Source organism: Mycobacteroides sp. H003, from assembly GCF_001440135.1.
Lineage (GTDB): Bacteria > Actinomycetota > Actinomycetes > Mycobacteriales > Mycobacteriaceae > Mycobacterium > Mycobacterium gwanakae.
In genome coordinates this window covers 213,018-229,509 of sequence record NZ_LJYL01000009.1, presented here as the reverse complement: position 1 = coordinate 229,509, position 16,492 = coordinate 213,018, and the positions used below count along the sequence as shown (strand labels likewise).

Below are 16,492 nucleotides of genomic sequence, written 5' to 3'. Positions count from 1 at the left end.
ATCCGTCTTACTCACCGTGATCCGTTCCCGGCACCATTTGGAGCCCCACCCTCGACAACAAAACTGGAACACGTTCTAATTGGTGGATGGACTACGGCCTCGTTCTGTTCACCAGTGACCGCGGCATCTCGCCGGACATCGCCGCCAAGGCCGCCGAGGACGGCGGGTTCAGCACCTTCTACGTGCCCGAGCACACGCACATCCCCGTCAAGCGCGAGGCCGCCCACCCCGGCACCGGCGGCGCCGAACTGCCCGACGACCGCTACATGCGCACCCTGGACCCCTGGGTGTCCCTCGGCGCCGCGTGTGCGGTGACAACAAAGATCCGGCTTGCGACCGCAGTCGCGATCCCCGTCGAGCACGATCCCATCACCCTTGCCAAATCGATTGCCACCCTTGACCACATGAGCGGCGGACGGGTCACCGTCGGTGTCGGATACGGCTGGAACACCGACGAGTTGGCCGACCACAACGTTCCCGCGGGTCGTCGCCGCACCATGCTGCGCGAGTACATCGAGGCGATGCGCAAGCTCTGGGAGAACGAAGAGGCCAGCTACTCAGGCGAATTCGTCAATTTCGGCCCCAGCTGGGCCTGGCCCAAGACCGTGCAGAAGCATGTGCCGGTGATCGTGGGCGCGGGCGGCACCGAGAAGAACTTCAAGTGGATCGCCAAGAACGCCGACGGCTGGATGTCCACCCCACGCGACGAGGACATCACCGGCAAGATCGTGGCACTCAAAGCGGAATGGACGGCGGCAGGCCGTGAGGGCGATCCGCTGATCTACGTACTGGCCGGCAAGCCGGACCCCGAACAACTCGCCGCCTGGCGCGAGTTGGGCGTCACCGAGGCGATTTTCGGGATGCCCGACCGCTCCGAGGAAGAGGTGCGGGCGTACATCGAGCGGTTGTCCGGAAAACTGGCCGCGTTCGCCTAAGGCACCGAGAACGGCGGCAGCGCGGCGAACTTCTGTTCCACACTGATGGTCGGCGTCACCCTTGCCACCCATCGCCGCAGGCGCGACAGCGGGTGGTCAGGGAACCTGATGTCCCAACGTATTTCGTCGGCGATGTTGTACGGAATACCCGGCTCCAGATCGGGTGCGTAGGGATGCGGCGGCCACATTTTCGACGACGGACCACCGGCCGCCAACAGCTCCTCGAGCACGGCCGCCTCACGCAGCCCGGTCACCGGCCCCTCCGCGAATGCCCCGCAAACCATCGCATATGAATGCGCGCGGGGAACAACTATCGAGGCCATGAAGGTGAGTCCTTGTGGGGCATCAGTTTTCGGAACCTTCACCACGTAGAGCAGGCCCGGCAATCTATCGACGCCCACGATGTAGGCCTCGATGACTCCTGCGCGTCGCGTGAGCACAGCCTCGACGAGCGCGCGGCGCACCACGTCCAGATCCTCCAACGGCACCGACAGATAGGCGCCTCGCGATTCCGAGACCCAGAATTGATCGCCGGTTGCCGGGTCGTACCAACCGTCAGCAGTCGGCACCAGTCCGGATGTGTCAAACAAGAGGCCCACGAACCGAGAAGGTAGCCGGTCACCAGGGGTGACAGCGCCCCGTCATCCGATTGTTCATGCGTAGGTCACACAATCTCATTGAATGAAACCGAATATCGTCTGCCAGGAGATTCATTGTCTTCAGAGGGGCGAATTACCCTGCCGCGGAGCAAATTTCACCGGCAGGCGACCGCGCGCGAGCGCATACCGTACGCGGCGCCCAGGCCTGAATCAGCCGCACCAGGTATGCGGTCGGCGAAACAACAAGGGCCCCAACCGGAAATCCGGTCGGGGCCCTCGCGTAAAGAACCGTTACAGGCTCTGCAGGATCTCGCGAGCCAGCTTGGCAGTCTCGGACGGCGTCTTGCCGACCTTCACACCGGCGGCCTCCAGGGCCTCCTTCTTGGCCTGGGCGGTACCCGAGCTGCCGGACACGATGGCGCCGGCGTGGCCCATGGTCTTGCCCTCGGGGGCGGTGAAGCCCGCGACGTAACCGACGACCGGCTTGGACACGTTGGCCTTGATGTAGTCGGCCGCGCGCTCTTCGGCGTCACCACCGATCTCGCCGATCATGACGATGATCTTGGTCTCCGGGTCCTTCTCGAACGCCTCGATGGCGTCGATATGGGTGGTACCGATGACCGGGTCGCCGCCGATGCCGATGGCGGTCGAGAAACCGAAATCGCGCAGCTCGTACATCATCTGGTAGGTCAGGGTGCCGGACTTGGACACCAAACCGACCGGACCGGTGCCGGTGATGTTGTTGGGGGTGATACCCACCAGGGCCTCGCCGGGGGTGATGATGCCGGGGCAGTTGGGCCCGATGATGCGGGTCTTGTTGCCCTTCTCGACGTTGTAGGCCCATGCATATGCGCTGTCCTGCACCGGGATTCCCTCGGTGATGACAACCAGCAGCGGGATCTCGGCGTCGATGGCCTCGATGATCGCGTCCTTGGAGAACGCGGGCGGCACAAAGGCGATCGACACGTCGGCGCCGGTCTCCTTGATGGCCTCGGCCACGCTGCCGAACACCGGCAACTCGACGTCGTTGCCGTCGGCGTCCTTGTGCGACACGGTGGTTCCGGCCTTGCGGGCGTTGACGCCACCCACGACCTGGGTACCGGCCTTGAGCATCAGCGCGGTGTGCTTGGTGCCCTCACCGCCGGTGATGCCCTGGACGATGACCTTGGATTCTTTGTTCAGGAAAATGGACATTGATTCAAGCTCCCTTACTTGCTCGCCAGCTCGGCGGCCTTGTCGGCACCGGCGTCCATGGTCTCGGCCTGGATAACCAGCGGATGGTTGAACTCGGCCAGGATCGCCCGTCCTTCTTCGACCTTGTTGCCGTCGAGACGGACCACCAGCGGCTTGCTGGCCGTGTCGCCGAGGGTCTTGAGGGCTCCGACGATGCCGTTGGCCACCGCATCGCATGCGGTGATGCCACCGAACACGTTCACGAAGACGCTCTTGACCTGAGAGTCGCCCAGGATGACGTCGAGACCGGCGGCCATCACCTCGGCCGATGCGCCACCGCCGATGTCCAGGAAGTTGGCGGGCTTCACACCGTTGTGGTTCTCGCCGGCATAGGCGACCACGTCCAGGGTGGACATGACCAGACCCGCGCCGTTACCGATGATGCCGACCTGGCCGTCAAGCTTGACGTAGTTGAGGTCGTGCTCCTTGGCCTTGAGCTCCAGCGGATCGGTGGCGTCCTTGTCCTCGAACTCGGCGTGGCCGGGCTGACGGAAGTCGGCGTTGCCGTCCAGGGTCACCTTGCCGTCCAGCGCCAGGATCTGGTTGTCGGGGGTGCGCACCAGCGGGTTGACCTCCACCAGGGTGGCGTCCTCGCCGACGAACACCTCCCAGAGCTTCTGAATGGTCACCGCGGCGGAGTCCAGCACCTCGGCGGGCAGCTTGCCCTTCTCGGCGATCTCGCGCGCCAGAGCCAGGTCAACGCCCTTGACCGCGTCGACCGGCACCTTGGCCAGCGCGTCGGGGTTCTCCTCGGCGGTCACTTCGATTTCCACGCCGCCCTCGACCGAGCACATAGCCAGGTAGGTGCGGTTAGCGCGATCCAGCAAGAAGGAGATGTAGTACTCCTCGGCGATATCGCTGGCCTCGGCGACGAGGATCTTCTTAACGATGTGGCCCTTGATGTCCAGGCCCAGGATGTTCTCTGCGTGAGTGAAAGCGTCATCGGGAGTGGCGGCGTACTTCACGCCACCGGCCTTGCCACGTCCACCGACCTTGACCTGTGCCTTGATCATCACTGGCTTGCCGATTTCCTCGGCGATCGCCTTGGCATCCTCGGCGGTGGTGGTAACCCGGCCCGGGGTCGTCGGCACGTTGTGCTTAGCGAACAGCTCCTTGGCCTGGTACTCGAATAAATCCATCTAGCTAGCCCATCTTCCTCGTCGAACGTCGGGTCGGCACTATTGCACTAGGGACTGTAGCCAAGGCCACAGCGAGGCCCCTCACTACTTCTGAGTAAGTGGCCGAATTCACCACCTGGTCACCCGCAGAATTCACCCGCTGGCCATCCCCCGGCAGGACTCGAACGCATCTGTAACCGGTTTCAGTTCGGTCACGAGGGGTCGCCATACGGCCGTGATCTGTGGTGAGGTAGCCCCGGCGAGATTCGGCAACGATGCCCGGGCTCGGGAGCCCTATCAGCGACTTCGTGACACAAGTCACATTTATATGCGTTTCCACGCATTGAGTTGCGACTCCCCTTGCCCAACCGTTACCTTCTCTTGGGTTAGATCACGTTTTGGTCACGCTAAGTCGTGACGCCGAACGGAAGACTGGCAGGGTTTTGACACAGCATCGAACGACACGCACGCGTGGTGGTCGGAGCACGGCACCGACCGAGAACGAGATCACCAACATCGTGCCGATCGACGAGTTCGGCCTGAGTGACGCTCTAGAGCGCCCAGAGCTCGAGGACTACGACGTCTACGAGGACGCTCCCGAAGAGGGCGCCGAGGCCGAGCAACAGACCGCTCTCGATCAGATCGAGCAGGACTGGGAAGAAGACACCGACGAGTCCGATCGGATTCGTGCCTCCATCGAGGCCACCGCGGACTGGTTCGCCGCCTCCGCGGCACGCACCAGGGACCCCCGTGACACCCCCACCGACAAGCTGCCCCGGATCAGCAGCGGAGGCGTTCATCGCCGCCGCGAGATCGGCCAGGTAGGCAAGACACGCATCGCCCTGGCGGCCATGGCCGCCGGCGCCGCTGCCGCCGCCGGATACACCGCCCTCAGCGAGCACGATGCCGCGACGGCCGCCGATCATCACAGTCTCGCGTTGGGTAGCTCCGCAGCTGTGATGGCCGCCCACGGACCGCAGTTGATCTCCGCTCCGCTGGCCACCGACACCTCGATCACCGACGAGCAGCTGGCGAAGGCCACCGCCTTCGCTTCTGAGCGGGCGGACCGCGAGAAGCGTCTGCTGGCTCCGCGCTTCGTGATGCCGACCAACGGAACCTTCACCTCCGGTTTCGGATACCGCTGGGGTGCGCTGCACGGCGGCATCGACATCGCCAACAGCATCGGCACTCCGATCGTGGCCGCCGCCGACGGCGTCGTCATCGCGACGGGCCCGACCGCTGGTTACGGCGCCTGGGTCAAGATCCGTCACTCGGACGGCACCGTGACGCTGTACGGCCACATCAACACGTGGGAAGTATCGGTGGGTCAGCGCGTGATGGCGGGCGATCGCATCGCCACCATCGGTAACCGCGGTAACTCCACCGGCCCGCACCTGCATTTCGAAGTGCTGCTGGGTGGTTCGCAGCGCATCGACCCGCAGGGCTGGTTGGCCAACAAGGGCATCACCTTCAGCCGCTTCGGCGACTGATACATAGCTTTCAACACCGGGTGTGAGCATCGACGCTCACACCCGGTGTTTTTTGTTCTAGAGCTTCTGGACGGGCGCGAAGTTATGCATCAACTTCACACGTCCGTCACTGCCGAAGTCGATAAGCGATGTGGCACTCTCGCCGACACCGGTGACCTCCATGACCTTGCCCAGCCCGTACTTGTCATGACTCACGCGGTCACCGGGCTCCAGCACCAGCAGCGGCTTGGTGCGCTTCTTGGAGGGAGCACCCAACGATCCGCCGCCACCGCCGAATCCTCCGCGTGATCCGCTGGAGCCGTAACCACCGCCGCCGTAGCTTCCGGCGCCCGTCGCGATACGGCCCGGCAGCGGATCGGTGCGCCGCCAGTCGATCAGGTCTTGCGGAATCTCTTGCAGGAAGCGCGATTCCGGATTCATCATGGGCTGCCCCCACGATGAACGCACCTTGGCCCGACTCAGGTACAGACGCTGGCGGGCGCGCGTGATCCCGACGTAGGCGAGCCGGCGTTCCTCGGCCAGCTCCACAGGATCACCGAGGGCGCGCATGTGCGGGAACATGCCGTCTTCCCAGCCGGTCACGAAGACCACCGGGAATTCCAGCCCCTTGGCCGTGTGCAGGGTCATCATGGTGACCACACCGGCGGTGGATTCGGGCAGCTCGTCGGCATCGGCCACCAGCGACACCCGTTCCAGGAACGCCTCCAGGCTTCCCGGGGGCGCGCCGACGTCCTCGTCGTCGACCGGCAGATCCTCACCGGCCGCCTGGGCGTTGGCCGCATCAGCACTGAATTCGTGTGCGACACTGACCAATTCATTGAGGTTGTCGAGTCGCGCCAACTCCTGCGGGTCGCTGCTGTTCTCCAGCTCATATCGATATCCGGTGTGGTTGAGCACGGCGTCCACCACATCTCCGATATCGGGCAGTGCCCCAGGGTCGGTGCGCAACGTGGCGCGAATCTCGTCCAGCATGTCCATGAAAGCGGCAATTGCCTTCTCGGAGCGAGAGTTCAACATGGCAACCTTGCCCGCGGCGGCGTCCGCGAGCGCCTCCCCGAAACCGATCCCGGCGGTCTCGGCGTGTACGGCCACGCACGCCTCGGCACGGTCCCCGATACCCCGGCGCGGGGTGTTGAGGATTCGCCGCAGGCTCACCGCGTCACCCGGGTTGGTCAGCACTCGTAAGTACGCGACGATGTCGCGAATTTCTTTACGCTCGTAGAACCGCACTCCCCCAACGACTTTGTACGGAATACCGGTTCGAATGAAAATCTCTTCAAGCGACCGGGAGTTGTTGTTGGTGCGATAGAACACCGCGACGTCGCCGTAGTTGGCGTCGCTGCGATCGAAAAGTCCGTCGATCTCCCGGGCGATGAACGACGCCTCGTCGTGTTCGTTGTCCGCGACGTAGCCGACGATCAGCTCGCCCTCACCGGAATCAGTCCACAACCGCTTCTCCCTGCGGTTCGTGTTCTTGGCGATAACAGCGTTGGCGGCACTCAATATGTTCTGCGTGGATCGATAGTTCTGTTCCAGCAGAATGGTTTTCGCGTTGGGATAGTCGCGCTCGAATTCCTCGATGTTACGAATCGTGGCACCACGGAACGCGTAGATGGACTGGTCGGCGTCGCCCACCACGCACAGCTCCGCCGGTTCCGGGCTGTCCGGATCAACCGCGCGGTCCACGTGCGCACCCGCTAGTTCACGGACCAACACGTACTGGGCGTGGTTGGTGTCCTGGTACTCGTCAACCAGGATGTGCCGGAACTTGCGGCGGTAGAACTGCGCGATCTGCGGAAACTGCTGCAGCACGGCCACGGTTTCACCGATGAGGTCGTCGAAGTCCAGGGCATTGGCCGCACGCAGGCGCCGCTGATATTCGCCGTACACGTCGGCGACGATTCGGCGCAGCTCACCGGCATCGTCGTCGACGCTGAGGTTGGCCACCGCCTGCTCTGGTGAGATGAGCTCGTTCTTCAGGTTCGAGATCGCGGTGGCCAGCAGGCGTGGTGAGTAGCGCTTGATATCCAGGCTCATATCGCGCCCGATCATCTGCAGCAGCCGCCGGGAGTCGTCGGAGTCGTAGATCGAGAAGTTGGAGTTCAATCCGGGCAGCAGCGAAGCCTGGTTCCGCAGGATGCGCACGCAGCTGGAGTGGAAGGTCGAAACCCACATGGAGTTGGCACGTCGGCCCACGAGGTTCGCCACGCGCTCGCGCATCTCGGCGGCGGCCTTGTTGGTGAAGGTGATGGCCAGGATCTGACCTGGGCTCACGTCACGCTCGGCCAAGAGGTAAGCGATGCGACGGGTCAACACCGCGGTCTTCCCGGACCCGGCGCCGGCGACGATCAGCAGCGGCGTCCCCTGGTGTGCGACGGCGGCCCGCTGCTGCGGATTCAGGCCATCGAGCAAGGCATCGCTGTGCGAACTCGAGTCGCTGGGCATGTCGAAGAGCGCGGGCTCGGGGAGGGCCGATGAACCGCTGGAGCGAAGAGAATCAGGTGTAGCCATGACCGATCTAACTTACCGCTGACGAGGGACAATCTTGGCCTGACGCTCTTCGCATCGGCGTTCATCGCACGTCAGCTACACTCTTTGATGTGCTTGACCACCACGAGCGATTTTTTTACGGGTACCGGACTCCGGTGCCCGTGGTCTAGCCGATTCACGAGCCCCGCAGTCCGCTACCGGACTACGGGGCTCCTCTCTTGTGAGGCCGGATTCCGGGGCGGCATTGCGGATCGAACCGCTCCAAGAGAAAGTGTGAGACAGAATGACTACTCAAATGACCGAGAACGCCGCCAACAACGCTGCCGAGCCCGCGCCGGACATCGATGAGCTGCGCAAGGAGATCGACCGGCTCGACGCGGAGATCCTCGCCGCGATCAAGCGCCGCACGGAGGTCTCCCGTGAAATCGGCAAGGCCCGGATGGCCTCGGGTGGCCCGCGCCTTGTGCACAGTCGCGAGATGAAGGTTCTCGAGCGCTTCAGCGAACTCGGCCAGGAAGGCCATACCCTGGCCATGCTGCTGCTGCGTCTGGGTCGCGGCAGATTGGGACACTGATCCGACGCATCCCAGCGGGGATCGGCGATGAGGGAGGGATCCGTTGAGCGACCAAGACAAGAGTGCGGATAAGCCTGATGCCGCGGATGACGTCGCCGCGGACAAGCCCACCCCGGAGGACGGCACGACCGGAGATGGCGACCGTGAATCGGTGGACTACGAGCTGGAGGCGGCCGTGGCCGCCGAGCCAACGCCCACGCGCCGGTTCGTCGCCAGGCACGCCACGAAGATTGTCATCGGGGTACTGGCGGTCTGCCTCGTCGCGGTGACGGCAGTTGCGGCGGGTCTCTGGGTCGAGAACAACCGGACCATCGAGGACACACCCCAGTCTCGACCGACCGTCAAGCTCGGTGTCCCTCTGGTGAACCCTGCGGCGCCCAGCACCAGCACGACGACGACCACGACGAAGTCGCGGACCCGCACGAGCAGCGCCACCACCAGCTCCGCCAGCACGTCGACCAGCGGCGCAAGCTCAACCTCTGCCACGCCAACCACGGCCACCACCACAACGGGCACCGGGACGGCCACCACCAGCATCTCGGTACCGGGCCCCACCCCGTCGTCGGTGCCGCGCGAGGGCACCAAGGAAGAGGAGCGTGAGCTGACGAACGTGCTCAAGGCGTTCTATGCCGCGCTGGGCGCCAAGGATCTCGACGTGCTCAACGCGCTGTCCTGCGTGAAGATCACCGACGAGGACCTCCAAGGCCAGCCCGATGATCTGAAGATCAACGTGGACAAGGTGGAAAAGACGGTCGTGAACGGCGATACCGCCTCTTCTCGGGTGACGATCACCGCGTCGGCCGACGGGAAGACCGAGACCAAGACCGGTATCGCCGGGTTCGCACGGATCAGCAGTCGATGGGTGACCTGCGCCAACCAGTAGGCAGCACTGCGCCGTCCGAGCCCCACTACTAGGCTCGGTCGCATGACACTCGCAGCGGCGTGGCAGGCACTGGAAACTCATCACAAGCAGATCGCCTCCACCCACCTTCGAGAGTTCTTCGCCGACGACCCGACCCGGGGAACCGACCTGACCGTGACGGTCGGTGACCTGTACATCGATTACAGCAAGCACCGCCTGACTCGCGAAACGCTTTCGCTGTTAGTCGATTTGGCCAAAGCGGCCGATCTCGAAGGGCGCCGCGATGCGATGTTCGCCGGCGCGCATATCAACACTTCCGAAGACCGCGCGGTCCTGCACACGGCGCTGCGCCTGCCGCGCGACGCGCAGCTGGTGGTCGACGGGCAGGACGTTGTCGCCGATGTGCACCAGGTGCTCGATGCCATGGGCGACTTCACCGACCGGGTACGCAGCGGCGAGTGGGCCGGGGCCACCGGGCAGCGCATCACGGCCGTCGTCAATATCGGGATCGGCGGTTCGGACCTGGGGCCGGTGATGGTCTACCAGGCACTGCGACACTATGCCGACGCCGGGATCTCGGCGCACTTCGTCTCCAATGTCGACCCCGCGGACCTGGTGGCCACACTCGCCGGCCTGGACCCGGCGACAACGCTGTTCATCGTCGCCTCGAAGACGTTCTCGACGCTGGAGACGCTCACCAACGCGACGGCGGCACGGCGCTGGCTCGTGGACGCACTCGGTGAGGATGCCGTCTCCAAGCACTTCGTGGCCGTCTCCACCAATGCGAAGCTGGTGTCGGAGTTCGGAATCGACACCGCGAACATGTTCGGCTTCTGGGACTGGGTCGGCGGTCGCTACTCGGTGGACTCCGCGATCAGTCTGTCCGTCATGGCGGTGATCGGACGTGCGGCATTCGGTGAATTCCTGGCCGGGTTCCATACGGTCGACGAGCATTTCCGCACCGCACCCCTGACGGAGAATGCGCCGGCGCTGCTGGGCCTCATCGGTCTGTGGTACTCGAATTTCTTTGGCGCACAGTCACGTGGGGTGCTTCCCTACTCGAACGACCTGGCACGCTTCGCGGCCTACCTGCAGCAGCTCACCATGGAATCCAATGGAAAGTCGGTGAAGGCCGATGGCGCACCCGTGACCGTCGATACCGGCGACATTTACTGGGGCGAACCCGGAACCAACGGTCAGCATGCCTTCTACCAACTGCTGCACCAGGGCACCCGGTTGATTCCGGCCGACTTCATCGGCTTCAGCGAGCCCACCGACGATCTGCCCACGGCCGACGGCACGGGCAGCATGCACGACCTGCTGATGAGCAACTTCTTCGCGCAGACGCAGGTGCTGGCCTTCGGCAAGACCGCCGAGGAGATCGCCGCCGAAGGCACCGAGCCTCATGTCGTACCTCACAAGGTGATGCCCGGAAATCGGCCCAGCACAACCATTCTCGCCAGCAAGCTGACCCCCTCGACGGTAGGACAGCTGATCGCGCTCTATGAGCACGAGGTGTTCACCGCGGGGACGGTCTGGGGTATCGACTCCTTTGACCAGTGGGGTGTGGAGCTGGGCAAGAAGCAGGCCATCGCCCTGCTGCCGGTCATCACCGACGATGCATCCCCGGCCCAGCAGACCGACAGCTCCACCGACGCACTGGTGCGTTACTACCGTGAGGCGCGGGGCCGAACCCGTTAGGTTGCGGCGACGATGACCACCAGCGCCTGCGTCTTGGATATGCGGCGAATCCGGTGGGTGCGGGTGGCGTCAAGGTAGGCACTGTCCCCTTCGTCGAGGACATAACTGACGTCCTCACACTGCAACTCGATCGACCCGCGGTGCACAAACACGAACTCCTGGCCCTCGTGGGATGACCTGTGTTCGGCGAACTCCGTGGAGGGGCTGGCCAGGAACGGCGTCATGATCTTGCCGAGCATCTCGGTGCTCAGCGCGTGGAACTTGCTGTCATCCCATTCATCGGCGCCGCGATCCACCACCACGCGGGACTCATGGGCGTCGTTGGTGAACAGCCGACTGACGTCGACCTCAAGTGCCTGAGCGATGCGTATCGCAACGGATACCGATGGCGTGCTGTGCTCTCGCTCAACCTTCGATAGGTAGCTCTTGGTCAGACCGGTGCGGTTGCCCAGCTCTTCCAAGGTCAGGCCACGTTCCCGGCGCAGCGCACGAACCAGCGATGTCATGGGGCCAGTGTGACACGAAGGTTCCTATTAGCCACCGATGACAAACCCGATACAACACTGTTGACCATATGACACTTTGTGTCATATGGTGGTGATCGAACAGCCCGAGATCAGAAAGGAGCACGGAAAATGGCCACCACACTTCAGGACACCAAGTCAGCTCTGATGAATCGCGCCGAGCGCAGCATGGAGACACACTTCTCCGACTCGGAATGGACCACACGACAGAAGGTCGCACTCACCTGCCGCGCACTGTTCGATCGCGGGCATGATTCCGGCCTCGCCGGACAGATCACCGCGCGCGCCGAAGAGCCCGGCACCTTCTACACCCAGCGGCTAGGACTTGGATTCGACGAAATCACCGAGGAGAACCTGCTGCTGGTTGACGAGGACCTCAACGTTCTCGAAGGATCCGGAATGGCCAACCCCGCCAACCGTTTCCATAGCTGGATCTACCGGGCCCGCCCCGACGTGCAGTGCATCGTGCACACTCACCCGTTTCATGTCGCGGCACTGTCCATGCTGGAGACGCCGCTCGTGGTATCGCAAATGGATATCGCCCCACTGTATGACGACTGCGCCTTCCTGCCCGACTGGCCCGGTGTGCCCGTCGGAAACGAAGAGGGCGAGATCATCTCGGCCGCACTGGGAGACAAGAAGGCGATACTACTCGCCCACCACGGCCATGTCGTCGCCGGCGCCTCCGTCGAAGAATCCTGCTCGCTGGCGGTGCTGATCGAGAGGGGCGCCAAGCTGCAGCTCGCCGCAATGGCAGCGGGCACCATCGCCCCTCTGCCCGACCGGCTGGCCCGCGAGGCCCACGACTGGACGCTCACTCCCCGGCGCAGCATTGCCAACTTCGCCTACTACGCCCGCACCGCACTCGCCAATCACCCTGCGACCCTGAGGAAGACCGCATGACATCCACGCCACAGTTTCACGGAATCATCGCCTACCCCGTCACCCCCTTCTTTCCCGATGACGCCGTGGACACCGATCGGCTCGCCGAACTGGTGTCCCGGCTCGTCGAGGACGGGGTCCACGCCATCGCGCCATTGGGCAGCACCGGCGAATCCGCCTATCTCGAGGAGCGCGAATTCGACGCCGTGGTCGACACCACCGTCGCGGCCGTCAACAAGAGGGTGCCCGTCATTGTCGGAGCCTCGGACCTGACCACGGCCAACACCATTCGGCGGGCCCGGCATGCCCAGCAGGCCGGGGCCGATGCGGTGATGGTGCTACCGGTCTCGTACTGGAAACTCAGCGACCGCGAGATCGCGCAGCACTACGCCTCCGTGGCGGCGGCCATCGACATTCCGGTGATGGCCTACAACAACCCCGCCACCAGCGGCGTGGATATGAGGCCCGAGCTCTTGGTCTCGATGTTCCGCGACATCGACAACCTCACCATGGTCAAGGAGTCGACGGGCGACCTCAACCGAATGCTCGGCATTCAACGCCTCAGCGACGGACAGCTGCCCTTCTACAACGGCAGCAACCCGCTGGTGCTCGATGCCCTCAACGCGGGTGCGTCCGGATGGTGCACCGCCGCACCGTGTTTGGCACCGCAACCGTGCCTGGATCTCTACGAGGCGGTGCGCGCCGGGCGCCATGAGGACGCCGCGTCGATCTATAAGGGACTTAAGCCGCTGCTGCAGTTCATCGTGGCGGGGGGCCTACCGACAACCGTCAAAGCCGGACTGGAACTGCAGGGACGCGCCGTCGGCAATCCGCGACGCCCGCTACTACCGCTGGATTCTGAGGGACGCGAGACGTTGAAGGGCATCCTGGCGTCCACCCCTTAATGATAATGGTTATCATTAACATGTGACTACAGCCCAGCTCTTACCCGTAACCGTGCTCTCCGGATTTCTCGGAGCCGGAAAAACCACCCTGCTCAACCACATCCTTGCCAATACCGAGGGACGCCGCGTCGCGGTGATCGTCAACGATATGAGCGAGGTGAACATCGACGCCGCCCTCGTTGCGGGCACCGGACACCTGGACCGCACCGAGGAGCGGCTCGTCGAACTCACCAACGGCTGCATCTGCTGCACCTTGCGTGAGGATCTGATCGAAGCCGTCGGAAACCTGGCCCGACAGAACCGATTCGACCAACTCGTCATCGAATCGACCGGCATCTCCGAACCCATGCCGGTGGCCGCCTCGTTCACCTGGGAATTCGAGGACGGAACGAGCCTCGGGCAGGTGGCCAAGCTCGACACCATGGTGACGGTCGTCGATGCTTCCACCTTCCTGCCCGAGCTGGCACGCGGCGAGGCCCTAGCCGACCGCGATATGGCCGCCGCCGACGGGGATGCCCGGTCCATCGCCGACCTACTCACCGATCAGGTGGAGTTCGCCGACGTTCTGATCCTCAACAAGGTGGACCTGGTGAACGAACGGACCCTCGGGATGGTGGAGACACTACTGCGCCGTCTCAATCCCACGGCGACGATCGTGCGCTCCACCGGCGGCTCCGTCGACCTCGATCTCGTACTACAGACGGGATTGTTCGACCCCGAGTTGGCCGCCCAGGCGCCGGGCTGGGACGAGGAGATCGCCGACGGGCACACACCCGAAACCGAGGAATACGGCATCAGCAGCATGACCTTCCGCTCGGACCGGCCGTTTCATCCCCAACGCCTCAACGCGGCGCTGGAAGCGCTGCAAGGACTGTTGCGCAGCAAGGGATTCTGCTGGATCGCCAGCCGCCCCGACATCGCGGCGATCTGGTCGCAGGCGGGACCGAACCTGACGATCGAACCCGCGCAGTTCTGGCGCAACACCGAGGTCACGCCGGGGCAGGAGATTGTCTTCATCGGCGTGCGGCTGGATCGGCCTCGTGTGCAGCATCTCCTGGAATCCGCGCTACTCACCGACGACGAGCTCGCCGGCGGCCCCGAGACCTGGCACAGCTTCCCCGATCCCCTCCCGACCTGGGGTGTCATGCACGCCCACTAACCGCGGCGGCTCATGGCAGCCTTTTTGGCGCGGTTCCCGCAGGTGTTCATGTTGCACCAGCGCCGATTATTGGCGCGGCTGGTGTCGACGTAGAGGCCATGGCACTGCTCATCCGAGCATGACTTCACCCGATCGCGATCGGGTGAACCCAGTGTCTCAATGGCATCGGCGGCAATGATCGACAGTGCGTCCGCGACACACTCGCCCTGCCAGATTGCCTCGCCGTTCTCGAACAGCCGGTGCGCCTTTCCGTTTCGGGAGAAGGCGTTCAACGCCCGGGCCGCTGCCGGTGCGACCCTGCCGCCGCCCGCGACCTGCGCACCCGCACCGTGGATGGTCTCGCGAAGCTCCGCGGCTGCTGCCAGCTCCGGTTCGGTCAACGGCTCACCCGAGAAACTCAACCCGTTGGCCCGCAACCACAGCCCCAGCCGCCCCGGGTTGGTGAGCCGCTCGCGTGCCGCCCCGGCGCGGTCAAAGACCGTCGCGGTGAAACGGAAGGCCAGTACCGCGTTGTCCAGCCGGAACACCACTCGAGGATCCTCTGCCATGTGAACCACATTAACCGGTTCGACAAGGTATCGATGATGCCCTACGGTAGAACCGGTTAAACCAGTTCAATGGAGGAGAGATGTCCGTCAATCACGTCGGGATCACCGTTCCCGATATCGCTGCGGGAATCGACTGGTATCGCGAAGTGTTCGGATTCGAATGCATCATGGGTCCACGCACACTCGAACCCGGGCCGGCCGGTGAGCTCCCACCGGGGCTGGACAGTCGATTCGGCCAGGCGCGCATGGCTGGTCTACAGACAGGAAACGGGGTGGGCATCGAGCTGTTCGAATTCATCGATCCCGTCACGGATCCACGATCTGACGTACCCGTCGAATACACCCGGCGCGGCACCTGGCATCTATGCCTCACGGTTCCCGACGTAGAGAAACAGACGCACGCCGTTGCCGCGGCCGGTGGACAGGTCATCACCCCGCCGCGTCCCGTCGTGGCGGGCCGACCGTGGTCCATGTCCTACCTCACCGATCCATGGGGGACCGTCATCGAACTGATGAGCCACGACTACACCGAGATCTTCACCAATTGGCCTACTGAAACAGGAGCGCACCCGTGAGCACAATAGCCGTCGTCGGACTGGGAGCCATGGGAAAGGCCATGGCACACAATCTTCTTCAGGCCGGACATGAAGTCTCCGTGTGGAACAGGTCTCCCGGCGCCGTCGACGAATTGGCGGCCGCGGGCGCTCGCCCACTCCACTCCCCCGCACGGGCCTTCGACTCCGCAGTGGTGTTCTCTGTGCTGGCCGATGACCACGCCGTAACCGAAACCTTTTTGACAGCAGAGATTCTCGGGGCAGCATCGGGAGCTTTGCATGTCAACCTTGCGACCGTCAGCACGCAGCTGGCCGACCGGGCCACGGCACTGCATGCCGAGTACAACGTGGGATACGTTGCCGCGCCCGTGTTCGGCCGGGTCCCCGTGGCACAGGCCGGCCAACTACAGGTGTTATCGGCGGGCGCCTCGGACCACATCGACAGAGCACAACCATTCCTGGACATCATCGGGGCGCGTACCTGGCGATTAGGCGATGTGCCTCGACAGGCCAATGTCGTCAAGATCATCGGAAACTTCCTGATCGCGTCTGCCATCCAGTCTCTGAGCGAGGCCGTCAGCATGGCCGAACGATCCGGCGTAGATTCCGAACTACTGGTCGACTTGCTGACCAGTACCCTGTTCCAGGGTCCGGCATACAGCAGCTACGGCAATCTCATCGCCACCTCCACCTACCAACCTGCTGGTTTCACAACCACTCTGGGACGCAAAGACGTAGGGCTGGCTCTCGACGTCGCGGCAGATACCGGCTTGCGACTGCCCTTCGGCGAAGTACTGCGAACGGTTCTCGATGAGGCGCTGGCCAACGGGCAAGCCGACTTGGACTGGTCCTCGATAGCCGATCTACAGCGGGCGCGCGACGTGTAGCGACTATGGCATGATGTCCACAGGAAATGCC

16 protein-coding genes are annotated in these 16,492 nt (G+C 63.9%); 10 read left to right on the top strand and 6 right to left on the bottom strand.

All coding sequences use genetic code 11. From position 1 onward, the window contains the following. The first annotated feature begins 86 nt into the window (after nucleotides 1-86). Entirely contained in the window at nucleotides 87-935 is an 849-nt protein-coding gene (locus AOT87_RS01370; protein ID WP_030094510.1) for an LLM class F420-dependent oxidoreductase, read from the top strand. On the opposite strand, the gene AOT87_RS01365 is transcribed toward AOT87_RS01370, so the two are convergent. From AOT87_RS01365 to sucC, 3 genes are all read right to left on the bottom strand, one after another. Further along, nucleotides 932-1,534, bottom strand: a complete 603-nt coding sequence (locus AOT87_RS01365) for a hypothetical protein (protein WP_057968664.1) — start codon at nucleotides 1,532-1,534, stop codon at nucleotides 932-934. The two genes, AOT87_RS01370 and AOT87_RS01365, sit on opposite strands and share 4 nt — an antisense overlap. Nucleotides 1,535-1,825: 291 nt before the next feature. Beyond that, nucleotides 1,826-2,728, bottom strand: coding sequence for a succinate--CoA ligase subunit alpha (sucD, locus tag AOT87_RS01360; RefSeq protein WP_030094508.1), 903 nt, complete (start codon nucleotides 2,726-2,728; stop codon nucleotides 1,826-1,828). Between the two features lie 14 nt (nucleotides 2,729-2,742). After that, nucleotides 2,743-3,906, bottom strand: coding sequence for an ADP-forming succinate--CoA ligase subunit beta (gene sucC, locus AOT87_RS01355; RefSeq protein ID WP_030094507.1), 1,164 nt, complete (start codon nucleotides 3,904-3,906; stop codon nucleotides 2,743-2,745). 422 nt (nucleotides 3,907-4,328) lie between these two features. Here sucC and AOT87_RS01350 point away from each other — a divergent pair, with 422 nt between their 5' ends. Next, a complete protein-coding gene (locus AOT87_RS01350; RefSeq protein ID WP_057968665.1) occupies nucleotides 4,329-5,375 on the top strand; it encodes a M23 family metallopeptidase in 1,047 nt (348 codons plus the stop codon). 57 nt (nucleotides 5,376-5,432) lie between these two features. Here AOT87_RS01350 and pcrA read toward each other — a convergent pair whose 3' ends face one another. Continuing rightward, nucleotides 5,433-7,787, bottom strand: coding sequence for a DNA helicase PcrA (gene pcrA, locus AOT87_RS01345; protein ID WP_030094505.1), 2,355 nt, complete (start codon nucleotides 7,785-7,787; stop codon nucleotides 5,433-5,435). Between the two features lie 361 nt (nucleotides 7,788-8,148). On the opposite strand from pcrA, the gene AOT87_RS01340 reads away from it, so the two are divergent. From AOT87_RS01340 to pgi, 3 genes are read left to right on the top strand one after another with little or no spacing between them, the layout of a single operon-like run. Beyond that, a complete protein-coding gene (locus tag AOT87_RS01340; protein ID WP_030094504.1) occupies nucleotides 8,149-8,439 on the top strand; it encodes a chorismate mutase in 291 nt (96 codons plus the stop codon). 43 nt (nucleotides 8,440-8,482) lie between these two features. Then, entirely contained in the window at nucleotides 8,483-9,322 is an 840-nt protein-coding gene (locus AOT87_RS01335; RefSeq protein WP_057968666.1) for a hypothetical protein, read from the top strand. A 42-nt stretch (nucleotides 9,323-9,364) separates the two neighbouring features. Beyond that, nucleotides 9,365-11,002: a glucose-6-phosphate isomerase gene (gene pgi, locus AOT87_RS01330; RefSeq protein WP_057968667.1), complete on the top strand. Its 1,638-nt coding sequence runs from the start codon at nucleotides 9,365-9,367 to the stop codon at nucleotides 11,000-11,002. Here the strand turns inward: pgi and AOT87_RS01325 are convergent. After that, nucleotides 10,999-11,508, bottom strand: coding sequence for an XRE family transcriptional regulator (locus AOT87_RS01325; protein WP_046252724.1), 510 nt, complete (start codon nucleotides 11,506-11,508; stop codon nucleotides 10,999-11,001). The two genes, pgi and AOT87_RS01325, sit on opposite strands and share 4 nt — an antisense overlap. A 129-nt stretch (nucleotides 11,509-11,637) precedes the next feature. Between AOT87_RS01325 and AOT87_RS01320 the strand changes: the two genes are divergently transcribed. From AOT87_RS01320 to AOT87_RS01310, 3 genes are read left to right on the top strand one after another with little or no spacing between them, the layout of a single operon-like run. After that, nucleotides 11,638-12,429 carry an aldolase gene (locus tag AOT87_RS01320; RefSeq protein WP_046252723.1) on the top strand — a complete coding sequence of 264 codons (792 nt, stop codon included), beginning with the start codon at nucleotides 11,638-11,640 and terminating at the stop codon, nucleotides 12,427-12,429. After that, nucleotides 12,426-13,313, top strand: a complete 888-nt coding sequence (locus tag AOT87_RS01315) for a dihydrodipicolinate synthase family protein (RefSeq protein WP_057968668.1) — start codon at nucleotides 12,426-12,428, stop codon at nucleotides 13,311-13,313. Before AOT87_RS01320 ends, AOT87_RS01315 begins: the two co-directional genes overlap by 4 nt. 22 nt (nucleotides 13,314-13,335) lie before the next feature. After that, the gene (locus tag AOT87_RS01310) at nucleotides 13,336-14,472 is read left to right on the top strand and encodes a GTP-binding protein (protein ID WP_046252721.1); all 1,137 of its coding nucleotides are present in this window, start codon (nucleotides 13,336-13,338) and stop codon (nucleotides 14,470-14,472) included. On the opposite strand, the gene AOT87_RS01305 is transcribed toward AOT87_RS01310, so the two are convergent. Further along, a complete protein-coding gene (locus AOT87_RS01305; protein WP_057968669.1) occupies nucleotides 14,469-15,020 on the bottom strand; it encodes a CGNR zinc finger domain-containing protein in 552 nt (183 codons plus the stop codon). The genes AOT87_RS01310 and AOT87_RS01305 overlap by 4 nt on opposite strands. An 80-nt stretch (nucleotides 15,021-15,100) precedes the next feature. Between AOT87_RS01305 and AOT87_RS01300 the strand changes: the two genes are divergently transcribed. Further along, the gene (locus tag AOT87_RS01300; RefSeq protein WP_046252719.1) at nucleotides 15,101-15,595 is read left to right on the top strand and encodes a VOC family protein; all 495 of its coding nucleotides are present in this window, start codon (nucleotides 15,101-15,103) and stop codon (nucleotides 15,593-15,595) included. Beyond that, nucleotides 15,592-16,461 carry an NAD(P)-dependent oxidoreductase gene (locus tag AOT87_RS01295; RefSeq protein ID WP_075874231.1) on the top strand — a complete coding sequence of 290 codons (870 nt, stop codon included), beginning with the start codon at nucleotides 15,592-15,594 and terminating at the stop codon, nucleotides 16,459-16,461. Before AOT87_RS01300 ends, AOT87_RS01295 begins: the two co-directional genes overlap by 4 nt. Nucleotides 16,462-16,492 lie beyond the last annotated feature (31 nt).

Coding starts and splice junctions, on each gene's coding strand:
- AOT87_RS01315 (WP_057968668.1), top strand. CDS start 12,426: ATGACATCCACGCCACAGTTTCACGGAATCATCGCCTACCCCGTCACC.
- AOT87_RS01325 (WP_046252724.1), bottom strand. CDS start 11,508: ATGACATCGCTGGTTCGTGCGCTGCGCCGGGAACGTGGCCTGACCTTG.
- AOT87_RS01320 (WP_046252723.1), top strand. CDS start 11,638: ATGGCCACCACACTTCAGGACACCAAGTCAGCTCTGATGAATCGCGCC.
- AOT87_RS01300 (WP_046252719.1), top strand. CDS start 15,101: ATGTCCGTCAATCACGTCGGGATCACCGTTCCCGATATCGCTGCGGGA.
- AOT87_RS01370 (WP_030094510.1), top strand. CDS start 87: ATGGACTACGGCCTCGTTCTGTTCACCAGTGACCGCGGCATCTCGCCG.
- AOT87_RS01305 (WP_057968669.1), bottom strand. CDS start 15,020: ATGGCAGAGGATCCTCGAGTGGTGTTCCGGCTGGACAACGCGGTACTG.
- sucC (WP_030094507.1), bottom strand. CDS start 3,906: ATGGATTTATTCGAGTACCAGGCCAAGGAGCTGTTCGCTAAGCACAAC.
- AOT87_RS01340 (WP_030094504.1), top strand. CDS start 8,149: ATGACTACTCAAATGACCGAGAACGCCGCCAACAACGCTGCCGAGCCC.
- pgi (WP_057968667.1), top strand. CDS start 9,365: ATGACACTCGCAGCGGCGTGGCAGGCACTGGAAACTCATCACAAGCAG.
- sucD (WP_030094508.1), bottom strand. CDS start 2,728: ATGTCCATTTTCCTGAACAAAGAATCCAAGGTCATCGTCCAGGGCATC.